This is a genomic window from Nocardiopsis sp. NPDC055824, assembly GCF_053616335.1.
Window position 1 is genome coordinate 1 of sequence record NZ_JBSHDN010000218.1, and the last position, 10,313, is coordinate 10,313.

Genomic DNA, 10,313 nt, shown 5'->3' on the forward strand with positions numbered 1-10,313 from the left:
GGCGCCCGACAGGCGCCCCCGCCTCCGCGGAACCGTGGCTACACGCCGCTCATCAGGGCGGGCAGCGCCGCCTCGTAGGCCTCGCGGAGCTCGGCCAGCGGGACCTCCACGGCGCCGCCCGGGTGGGTGACCGACAGGGAGTCGCCGCCCACCACGCCGATCTGCTCGACCGGGACGCCGTGCGAGCCGGCGAGCGCCACGAACGCCTCCTCCTCGCCCGGCCGGACCGCGACGACCGCGCGGGCGCCGGACTCGCTGAACAGGGCCGTGAAGACGTCGCCGTCCACGGTCACCCGCACGCCGCGGCCGCCGCGCATCGCCGACTCGGCGAGGGCGACCCCGAGGCCGCCGTCCGACAGGTCGTGCGCGGCGTCGGCCAGCCCGCGCTCGGCGGCGGCGGCCAGCACCTCGCCCAGCGCGGCCTCGGCGGCCAGGTCCACCCGGGGCGGCAGCCCGCCCAGGTGGGAGTGGATCGTGTCGGCCCACGCGGAGCCGCCGAACTCGGGCCTGGTCTCGCCCAGCAGGAACACCCTGGCGCCCTCGGAGCCGAAGGCGGTCCGCAGCCGGGAGCGCACGTCGTCGATCACGCCGAGCACGCCGATGACCGGCGTCGGGTTGATCGCCACGTCGCCCGTCTGGTTGTAGAAGCTCACGTTGCCGCCGGTGACCGGGGTGCCCAGCTGGAGGCAGGCGTCGGCCAGGCCCCGGGTGGACTCGGCGAACTGCCACATCACCCCGGGGTCCTCCGGCGAGCCGAAGTTGAGGCAGTTGGTCACGGCCAGCGGACGGGCACCCGTCGCCGCGACGTTGCGGTACGCCTCCGCGTACGCCAGCTGCGTGCCCGCGTACGGGTCGAGGCGGGTGAAGCGGCCGTTGCCGTCGGTGGACAGGGCCACGCCCCGGTGCGAGTCGTCGGCGATGCGGATCATCCCGGCGTCGTGGGGCGTGGAGACCACCGTGTCGCCGCGCACGTAGCTGTCGTACTGCTGGGTGACCCATGTCGGGTCGCCCACGCCGGGGGCGCCCAGGACGCGCAGCAGCTGATCGCGCAGCTCGGCGTCGGTGCCGGGCCGGGCCAGGCCGGCGGCGTCGTCGGCCTGGAGCGCGTCCTGCGAGGCGGGGCGCGCGTACGGGCGCTCGTAGACGGGGCCCTCGTCGGAGGCGGTCCGGGGCGGCATGTCCACCACGGTCTCGCCGTGCCAGGTCATCACGAGGCGGCCGCCGCGCGCGGCCTCCTCGGCCGTGACGTCGGTGACCTCGCCGATCTCGGTCGCCAGGATCTGCCACTTGTCGCAGACCGCCAGGAACTCCTCCATCTTGGAGGGCTCGACGATCGCCATCATGCGCTCCTGCGACTCACTCATGAGGATCTCCTCGGGAGTGAGCCGGTGGTCGCGCAGCGGCACGCGGTCCAACTGGATGTTCATGCCGCCGGTGCCGCCCGCGGCGAGCTCGGTGGTGGCGCAGGAGACGCCGGCCGCGCCCAGGTCCTGGATGCCGACGACCATGTCCTTCTCGAACAGCTCCAGGCTGCACTCGATGAGGAGCTTCTCCATGAACGGGTCGCCGACCTGGACGCTGGGCCGCTTGGCGTGGGACTCGTCGTCGAACGTGGCGCTGGCCAGCACCGAGGCGCCGCCGATCCCGTCGGGACCGGTCGTGGAGCCGAACAGCACGACCTTGTTGCCCGGGCCCGGCGCCTGCGCCAGCTTGATGTCCTCGTGCTTCATCACGCCCACGCACAGGGCGTTGACCAGCGGGTTGCCGATGTAGCCCGCCCCGAAGCCGATCTCCCCGCCGATGTTGGGCAGGCCCAGGCAGTTGCCGTAGAAGGAGATGCCGGAGACCACGCCGGGCAGGACCCGCTTGGTGTCGTCGGCGTCGGCGGGACCGAACCGCAGCGCGTCCATCACCGCGACGGGGCGGGCGCCCATGGTGAGGATGTCGCGGACGATGCCGCCCACGCCGGTGGCCGCGCCCTGGTGGGGCTCCACGTACGACGGGTGGTTGTGCGACTCGATCTTGAACGTGACCGCGCGGCCGTCGCCGACGTCCACCACGCCCGCGTTCTCGCCCATGCCGACGAGGAGGGCGTCGTTCTCGGGGGCCTTCTCGCCGAACTGGCGCAGGTGCACCTTGGACGACTTGTACGAGCAGTGCTCGCTCCACATGACCGAGTAGATGGCCAGCTCGGCGGCGGTCGGCCTGCGCCCCAGGATCTCCCTGACCCGCTCGTACTCGTCCTTGGCCATGCCCAGCTCGGCGTACGGCTGCGGGGTGTCCGGGTTCTCGTGCGCCACGGCGACGGTGTCGAGACCAGGTACTTCAGACATGCGTGGTTCCGTTCGGGATGTGCGGATGTGGCCCGGGCCGCGGCGTCCGCCGACCGGCGCGGAAGGTCGTGGTCAGGGGGTGGCCGGAGCCTGTTCGGCGTTGCCGAGCATGAGCATCGCGGAGGCGTCGGCCGTGTCGTGGGAGGAGGTGTCGGCCAGCAGGTGGTCACCGTCGGTGAGGAAAGCCCGGCCCTCGGGCGCCCCCTGCGGGCTCTGCTCCTCCCACCCGTGTTCGGCGAGGTGGGCGAGGACCGTCTCGACGGACTCGCGGGAGTCCTCGGGCAGTTCGCCGCCCTCGGTCAGGACCATCACGAGGCGGACGCACTCGTTCTGCTCGCAGTACACGTCGGCCTCGGGGTCGGAGACGTAGGACAGGCCCGCCGGGGCCTGTCCGAGCACGTCCACGTCCGGCGGGGCGTCGGGGGCGGGGCCGGTGCCCTGGCCGCCCTGCCCCTCCTGTCCCTGCCCCTGCGGAGGGGCGGCGGGAGCGGTGGGGGCCGAGCCGATCGCGTTGAAGAGGCCGAGCCCCGCCGAGACCACCAGGCCGACGATGACCACGGCGGCGAGGACGAACATCGTGTTTCGGGAGCGCAGCAGCGCCATCATCGCGAGGACCGTCCCCTGTTCGGTGTGCGGGTCAGGCGTTCACCGGCGAACCGGCGGCCATGTGGCTGAGGATCGAGGTGAAGAAGCCGAGTCCCTCGGTGGAGGGGCCGGTGAGGGCCTCGACGGCGTGCTCGGGGTGCGGCATCAGGCCGACGACGTTCCCGTGCTCGTTGGTGATCCCGGCGATGTCCCGGCGGGACCCGTTCGGGTTGCCGCCGACGTAGCGGACCACGACGCGGCCGGTGGCCTCCAGCTCGTCCAGGGTGGCCTCGTCGGCGACGTAGCTCCCCTCGCCGCTCTTCAGGACGACCAGGATCTCGCGGCCCTCGGTGTAGTCGCCGGTCCACGCGGTGCCGGCGTTCTCGACCCGGAGCACCTGGTCGCGGTTGACGAACCGCAGCGAGGCGTTGCGGGTGAGGGCGCCGGGGAGGAGGTGGCTCTCGCAGAGGATCTGGAAGCCGTTGCAGATGCCCAGGACCGGCAGCGCGCCCGAGCGGGCGGCCGGGACCAGTTCGGACATCAGCGGCGCGAACCGGGCGATGGCGCCGCAGCGCAGGTAGTCGCCGTAGGAGAAGCCGCCGGGCAGGACGACCGCGTCCACGCCCTTGAGGTCGGCGTCCGCGTGCCAGAGCGACACGGGTTCGGCGCCCGCCAGCGCGACGGCGCGCGCGGCGTCCTTGTCGTCGAGGGAGCCGGGGAAGGTGACGACGCCCACACGGGCTGTCATGAGCACACTCCGAGAGGTTGGGATCCGCCCCCCGCGTGCACGGGGAGCGTTCGGCGAGGAGATGCCGGTGCCTGGCCCCGCCAACCGGGGGCGGGGACTTCCGCACTCCGCAGCGTACCCGCTCACCTGTGCTCGGGTACGACGGTCACCCCCTCCGGGCGGCCCGCTCCTGTGTGATCCTCCCAGTGGGGGCCCCGGGGACGGGGGTCCGCGTGTGCGACCCCACAGGAACCGGGCCCGCGCGGGGACGGCAGGGGCGTCCGGTCCCGGCCGCGACGCGGGGCGCGGGGGACGGGGCCGCCGCGTGGTGTGCGACACATGTCGCGGATCGGGGAGGCGGCTCCGGACGCACCGGACCCCGCGCGGACGGTGCGCGGGGTTCGGCTGGTTCAGAGCAGGGCGAATCTCGCCTCCGGGACGCGGCCCGCGGCCGACGCCTCCGACGCCTCGTCGCACAGGGCGACCCGCTTGCGCAGCAGGACCGTCGTGCGGGGCTCCCCCTCGAAGGCGACCTCGTCCATCAGGAACCGCATCAGTAGGATGCCCCTTCCGGATTCTGAGTCCAGACCCGGGAGGGGCATGCTGTCCGTGGTGAACCGCTCGGCGACGGCCTCGGGGTCCGGCGCCCTACCGGTATGGGATATCCGCAGTTCGCACCAGCGTCCCCCCAGCTCCGCCTCGACCACGTAGTCGCGGGCGGGGCCGCCGTGGTCGATGGCGTTGGCGCTGGCCTCGGAGACGGCCAGCAGGACGTCGTCGGCGCAGCTCCGGCAGAGACCGGCCCTGTGGAGCAAGGTGCCGAGGACGTCGCGTACCACGGAGACCGTGTACGCCTGCCTTGGCAGGGAGATCGAGAAAACGGTGTCCATCCGTAAACCTCTCGTACTCCGTTGTCGTATGCAGCCCGGCACGGTAAAGAACCTTCCCGAGGGCGGCCGGAGTAAAACGAACAGCCGCGCCCCCTGGGGACGCGACTGGTGGTTTCTGGACACTTCCGACACCCGGGGCACTCGGGGCCTGCTCGGTGCCACCCGTTTTCCGAGGTCCGGGCCGGTCGCCGGCGTGACACCGGTGTCCGGTGTGCCGGATCTCACGGGGGGCCGACCGGGGGCTCAGGCCTCGACGCGGACCTCGAAGTCCTCGATGACGGTGTTCGCGAGGAGGGTCTCGGCCAGGCGGCGGACGTCCGCGAGCCTGGCGTCGTCCACCTCGCCCTCGACCTCCACCTCGAAGCGCTTGCCCTGGCGGACCTGGCCGATCCCCTCGAAGCCGAGACGGGGGCAGGCCCCGGCGATGGCCTGGCCCTGGGGGTCCAGGATCTCGGGCTTGAGCATGACGTCCACAACGACGCGGGCCACAGGGTCCTCCACAAGGAAACGGTTGTGCCGCATGTGCCTGCGGCTGGCGGGCCACACTCCCCGGACCGGCCGGAGGGGGCGACGCAAGCGTACGGCACGCGGGAACGGGTATGGCTCGGGACCAGGTTCTGACCAGGCGGCACGCCGGGCTTTTACCGCACGCTTAACAGTGCCGGGGACGTTTTCGGTACGTTCGTGACTCGTATCACGTGCATTGATGTCATCATTGAGAGCACGTGGTGGCGTCTAACAGTGTGGAAGTGATCGTCCGGTCGTCACGGAGGGGGAATCTTGACGACTATCGAAATGGACCAGGCCTCCACGACCGGTGGACCCGGGAGCGAGGACCAGACGCTGGACTTCGCCACCGAGGTCACACCGTTCGCCGACCAGCTCTATCCCACGGCCCTGCGGATGACCCGCAACCCGGCGGACGCCGAGGATCTCGTACAGGAGACCTTCGCCAAGGCGTTCGCCAATTTCCACCAGTTCCGTGCGGGTACGAATCTGCGTGCCTGGCTGTACCGGATCTTGACCAACACCTTTATCAACAGCTACCGCAAGAAGCAGCGCGAACCGCGCCAGGACACGACCGACGAGATCAAGGACTGGCAGCTGGCCGCCGCCGAGGCGCACACGTCCTCGGGCATGCGGTCCGCCGAGAACGAGGTCCTGGACCACCTGCCGGACTCCGCCATCAAGCAGGCGCTCGCCCGTCTGCCGGAGGAGTTCCAGGAGGTCATCTACCTCGTCGACATCGAGGGCTACGCCTACAAGGAGGTGGCCGCGCGCATGGGGACCCCGCTGGGGACGGTGATGTCGCGTCTGCACCGGGCCCGCCGCCAGCTCCGCGAGATGCTCTCCGACTACGCCCGCGACCGCGGCATGCGCGTTCCGGCGCAGGCCGCCGACTAGGCCGCGCGCGACACCGGCGAGCCCGGTCGAGGGCGGGCCGGAAACCCGCCCCGAGGCCTTTTCGGTCCCCCGTACCCGTCCCCCGTGGCCGGTCCCGGCCGTGAGCCGCCCGGTCCGAGCCCCGTCGGCGCACACGCCTGCCGGGAGCGCCGTCATCGCCCGGCGGGCCGACCCGCCGCCCGACCGCCGACGAGTCCTCCCCGTCGGCCGGCGAGCCGGGCCCCGACCGGCCCCGGCTCCCGGGGCGACCCCTGGACCACCGCTCCTGCGGACCCGCGCGCCCGTCCCGCCCGCGCGCCTTCTCGCGCTCCGGCGGTCCGCTCCCGACGCGCCTGCGGCCCGCGTACCGGGGGCGACGCCCGCGCCGGCCGCCCGTCGGCGGGCCCCCGGCGCCGCTCGCGCCCGGCACGTCCCGGCCGGTCCGTACCGCCTCTTCCGACACGCCCGGACGGGCCCCGGCCGAGGGACCGTCCGGGCGTCGTGCGCTCGGCTCCGACAAGCGTCCACAAAGTTGTTGGAAGACCTTGTACATGCTAGGAAGCCCTGGTAATCGGGTCGGCCGGCCGTCGTGGATCATGGGGGCCACAGCGTAAAAGGTGACGCCGAGGGCTTGCGCTCTCCATAGTGAGGTCTGTCACGATATGGGGAGGGCTGTCCGCCCTCACCCACCACCCCCGGGTGAGGCGGACCGTGAAACGGCCGATCAGCGTTCACCCACGCGAACCCGGCCCCGAGAACCCGAGGAGCGACGTGTCGGACACCACCGCGCACGAGGAACCGGAGCTCATCCAGCTCCTGACACCGGAAGGGGAGCTCACGGGGCACCCCGACTACCCCCTGGACATCGGCGCGGAGGAGATCCGCGCGCTCTACCGAGACCTCGTCCTCGTACGCAGGGTCGACAGCGAGGCCGTCTCCCTCCAGCGCCAGGGAGAACTGGGCCTGTGGGCCTCACTGCTCGGCCAGGAGGCCGCGCAGATCGGCTCCGGCCGGGCGCTGCGCGAACACGACATGGCGTTCCCCTCCTACCGCGAGCACGGCGTCGCCTGGTGCCGCGGCATCGAGCCCAAGGAACTGCTCGGTATGTTCCGCGGCGTCACCAACGGCGGCTGGGACCCCCACGAGCACGGCTTCCACCTGTACACGATCGTCATCGGCAGCCAGGCGCTGCACGCCACCGGCTACGCCATGGGCGTCCAGCGCGACGGCGCCCTCGGCGAGGACGGCACCGCCGTCATCTCCTACTTCGGCGACGGGGCCACCAGCCAGGGCGACACCAACGAGGCGTTCAACTTCGCCTCCGTGAACAACGCCCCGGTCGTGTTCTTCTGCCAGAACAACCAGTGGGCGATCTCCGAGCCCCTGGAGCGCCAGTCCCGCGTGCCGATCTACCGACGCGCCGCCGGGTTCGGCTTCCCGGGCGTACGCGTGGACGGCAACGACGTCCTCGCGGTCCTCGCCGTCACACGCGCGGCCCTGGACAACGCCCGCGAGGGCAACGGCCCCACCCTGGTCGAGGCGTTCACCTACCGGATGGGCGCGCACACCACCAACGACGACCCCAGCCGGTACCGGGCCTCCGCCGAACTCGACGAGTGGAAGGCCAAGGACCCGATCCTGCGCGTCCGCCGCCACCTCGAGCTCAACGGCCTCGCGGACGAGGAGTTCTTCGCCTCCGTCGACGCCGAGGCCGAGACCATCGGCGAGCAGGTGCGCACCGAGTGCCGTGCGCTTCCCGACCCGGAACCGCTCGACATCTTCCACGAGGTGTACGCCGAGCCCAACGTCCACATCGACCGGCAGCGGTCCGAGTTCGCCGACTACCTGGCCTCCTTCGAGAGCGCCGGCGCGGAAGGGGGCCGCTAGGCCATGGGAACCAGCCTCACGATCGGCAAGGCCATCAACGCGGGCCTGCGCGCGTCCATGGAGCACGACCCCAAGGTCCTCGTCATGGGCGAGGACGTCGGCAGGCTCGGCGGCGTCTTCAGGGTCACCGACGGCCTGTACAAGGACTTCGGCGCCGACCGGGTCATCGACACCCCGCTCGCCGAGTCCGGCATCGTCGGCACCGCGATCGGCATGGCCATGCGCGGCTACCGCCCCGTGGTCGAGATCCAGTTCGACGGGTTCTTCTTCCCGGCGGCGAACCAGACCTTCACCCAGCTGGCCAAGATGCGCAGGCGCTCGGCGGGCAAGCTCAGCATGCCCGTGGTCATGCGGATCCCCTACGGCGGCGGCATCGGCGCCGTCGAGCACCACAGCGAGTCCCCGGAGGCGTACTTCACGCACACCTCCGGCCTGCGCGTGGTCACGGTGGCCAACCCCGAGGACGCCTACTGGATGATCCAGCAGGCCGTCCGCTCCGACGACCCGGTCATCTTCCTGGAGCCCAAGCGGCGCTACTACGAGAAGTCCGAGGTCGACACCGGGGCGTCCATCGCCGAGGCCACCCCCATGGGCGCCGCGCGCGTGGCCCGGCCCGGCACCGACGTGACCCTGCTCGCCTACGGCCCGATGGTCAAGACCGCGCTCCAGGCGGCCGAGGCCGACACCGAGCACTCCATCGAGGTCGTCGACCTGCGCTCCCTCTCCCCGGTGGACTACCCGACCGTGGTCGAGTCGGTGCGCCGGACCGGGCGCCTGGTCGTCGCCCACGAGGCGGTCCTCACCGGCGGCCCCGGCGCGGAGATCGCGGCCCGCGTCACCGAGGAGTGCTTCTACCACCTGGAATCGCCGGTCATCCGCGTCGCCGCCTTCGACACCCCCTACCCGCAGTCGCGTCTGGAGGAGTACTACCTCCCGGACCTCGACCGGGTTCTGGACGGGGTCGACCGGGCGTTCGCGTACTAGGGATCGGGGAAACCGAAGCACATGGCGATTCAGAAGAGTGCGCCCGCCGTCGACGGCGTGCAGTCGTTCAGGCTGCCCGACGTCGGCGAGGGCCTGATCGAGGCCGAACTCCTCAGCTGGTACGTCAAGCCGGGTGACGAGATCAAGGTCAACCAGATGATCTGCGAGATCGAGACGGCCAAGGCGGTCGTCGAGCTGCCGAGCCCGTTCGCGGGCACGGTCCGGGAGCTGCTGGCCGAGGAGGGCCAGACGGTGGACGTCGGCGCGGTGATCATCACCGTGGACGACGGCACCGGCGGCTCCGCGTCCGGCGCCGACCCCGGTGCGGAGGACGGCGGGGACACGGAGGTGCGGGAGAAGCCGCTGGTCGGCTACGGCGAGAAGGCGGCCTCCACGCAACGCCGCGCCCGCCGCCGCCCGGCCCCGTCCGCACCGTCGTCACCGCCCGTCCCGCCGTCGGCGGCGCCTCCGGCGCCCGCCCCCGCCGTGGTCGCGGTACCCGCGGCCCCGGCTCCGGCGTCCGGCCCCGCGGGCCGTCCGCTGGCCAAGCCCCCGGTGCGCAAGCTCGCCAAGGACCTCGGAGTGGACCTCGGGTCGGTCGCGCCCACCGGCGACGGCGGGATCGTCACCCGTGACGACGTCCGCGCCGCGGCCGAGGCCGTCCGGGCCCCGGTACAGGCCGAGCCGCAGCCGGAGTCCGCGCCGGCGGCCCCCGCGGACCGGTCGGCCCGCGAGCGGCGCATCCCCGTCAAGGGGGTGCGCAAGCACACGGCCGCGGCGATGGTCGGCAGCGCGTTCACGGCGCCGCACGTCACCGAGTTCCTCCAGGTGGACGTCACGAAGACGATGAAGGCGGTCGCGCGCCTGCGGGCGCGGCCCGACTTCGCCGACGTGCGCGTGTCGCCGCTGCTGCTGGTCGCCAAGGCGCTCCTCATGGCGGTCCGCCGCCACCCGGAGATCAACGCCACGTGGGACGGCGACAACCAGGAGATCGTGGTCAAGGACTACGTCAACCTGGGGATCGCGGCCGCCACCGAGCGCGGACTGGTGGTGCCCAACGTCAAGGACGCCGACGCCATGACGCTGTCCGAGTTGGCGGCGGGGCTCAAACGGCTGACGGACACGGCGCGGGCGGGCAAGACCAGTCCGGCCGACATGTCCGGCGGCACCATCACCATCACCAACGTCGGCGTGTTCGGCGTGGACGCGGGCACCCCGATCCTCAACCCGGGCGAGGCCGCGATCCTCGCCTTCGGCCAGATCCGGGACATGCCGTGGGTGCACAAGGGTGAGCTCAAGGTCCGCAAGGTGACGACGCTGTCGCTGTCCTTCGACCACCGCCTGGTCGACGGCGAGCTGGGCTCCAAGGTGCTGCGCGACATCGGCACCGCGCTGGAGGACCCCGAGCTGACCGCTCTGGCCTGGGGGTAGGCCCCGTCCCGGTCGGCGCCCGACCCGGCCCCGGCCGGCTCGGGCGCCCGCGGGACCGGGCGGGCAGGGCCGCTCCTCCGGGGTCCGGGGAGC

At 72.3% G+C, this 10,313-nt stretch carries 9 protein-coding genes; 4 read left to right on the forward strand and 5 right to left on the reverse strand.

From position 1 onward, the window contains the following. Positions 1 to 38: 38 nt before the first annotated feature. The 5 genes from purL to purS form a co-directional block, all read right to left on the reverse strand. Positions 39 to 2,333, reverse strand: a complete 2,295-nt coding sequence (gene purL, locus ACWGL3_RS27815; protein WP_452461968.1) for a phosphoribosylformylglycinamidine synthase subunit PurL — start codon at positions 2,331 to 2,333, stop codon at positions 39 to 41. A gap of 72 nt (positions 2,334 to 2,405) precedes the next feature. After that, positions 2,406 to 2,939 (reverse strand): hypothetical protein, encoded by a 534-nt coding sequence (locus ACWGL3_RS27820; protein WP_267947599.1) that lies wholly within the window; start codon positions 2,937 to 2,939, stop codon positions 2,406 to 2,408. Positions 2,940 to 2,970: 31 nt separating this feature from the next. Continuing rightward, on the reverse strand, positions 2,971 to 3,666 hold the full coding sequence (gene purQ / locus ACWGL3_RS27825) for a phosphoribosylformylglycinamidine synthase subunit PurQ (protein ID WP_267947600.1): 696 nt from the start codon (positions 3,664 to 3,666) through the stop codon (positions 2,971 to 2,973). 389 nt (positions 3,667 to 4,055) lie between these two features. Then, complete coding sequence (locus ACWGL3_RS27830; RefSeq protein ID WP_267947601.1) at positions 4,056 to 4,535, reverse strand: ATP-binding protein; 480 nt, start codon at positions 4,533 to 4,535, stop codon at positions 4,056 to 4,058. A gap of 243 nt (positions 4,536 to 4,778) precedes the next feature. Continuing rightward, positions 4,779 to 5,024: a phosphoribosylformylglycinamidine synthase subunit PurS gene (gene purS, locus ACWGL3_RS27835; RefSeq protein ID WP_267947602.1), complete on the reverse strand. Its 246-nt coding sequence runs from the start codon at positions 5,022 to 5,024 to the stop codon at positions 4,779 to 4,781. 291 nt (positions 5,025 to 5,315) lie between these two features. Between purS and ACWGL3_RS27840 the strand changes: the two genes are divergently transcribed. From ACWGL3_RS27840 to ACWGL3_RS27855, 4 genes are all read left to right on the forward strand, one after another. Next, positions 5,316 to 5,939: a sigma-70 family RNA polymerase sigma factor gene (locus ACWGL3_RS27840; RefSeq protein ID WP_267947603.1), complete on the forward strand. Its 624-nt coding sequence runs from the start codon at positions 5,316 to 5,318 to the stop codon at positions 5,937 to 5,939. A gap of 750 nt (positions 5,940 to 6,689) precedes the next feature. Then, positions 6,690 to 7,805 carry a pyruvate dehydrogenase (acetyl-transferring) E1 component subunit alpha gene (gene pdhA, locus ACWGL3_RS27845; protein ID WP_267947604.1) on the forward strand — a complete coding sequence of 372 codons (1,116 nt, stop codon included), beginning with the start codon at positions 6,690 to 6,692 and terminating at the stop codon, positions 7,803 to 7,805. A gap of 3 nt (positions 7,806 to 7,808) precedes the next feature. Further along, entirely contained in the window at positions 7,809 to 8,789 is a 981-nt protein-coding gene (locus ACWGL3_RS27850) for an alpha-ketoacid dehydrogenase subunit beta (protein ID WP_267947605.1), read from the forward strand. 21 nt (positions 8,790 to 8,810) lie between these two features. Then, positions 8,811 to 10,220 (forward strand): dihydrolipoamide acetyltransferase family protein, encoded by a 1,410-nt coding sequence (locus tag ACWGL3_RS27855; RefSeq protein ID WP_267947606.1) that lies wholly within the window; start codon positions 8,811 to 8,813, stop codon positions 10,218 to 10,220. Positions 10,221 to 10,313: the final 93 nt, after the last annotated feature.

Bases quoted from the DNA above. Each gene is read 5' to 3' on its own strand.
- ACWGL3_RS27820 (WP_267947599.1), bottom strand. From the start codon at position 2,939: ATGATGGCGCTGCTGCGCTCCCGAAACACGATGTTCGTCCTCGCCGCC.
- ACWGL3_RS27830 (WP_267947601.1), bottom strand. From the start codon at position 4,535: ATGGACACCGTTTTCTCGATCTCCCTGCCAAGGCAGGCGTACACGGTC.
- ACWGL3_RS27855 (WP_267947606.1), top strand. From the start codon at position 8,811: ATGGCGATTCAGAAGAGTGCGCCCGCCGTCGACGGCGTGCAGTCGTTC.
- purL (WP_452461968.1), bottom strand. From the start codon at position 2,333: ATGTCTGAAGTACCTGGTCTCGACACCGTCGCCGTGGCGCACGAGAAC.
- ACWGL3_RS27850 (WP_267947605.1), top strand. From the start codon at position 7,809: ATGGGAACCAGCCTCACGATCGGCAAGGCCATCAACGCGGGCCTGCGC.
- purQ (WP_267947600.1), bottom strand. From the start codon at position 3,666: ATGACAGCCCGTGTGGGCGTCGTCACCTTCCCCGGCTCCCTCGACGAC.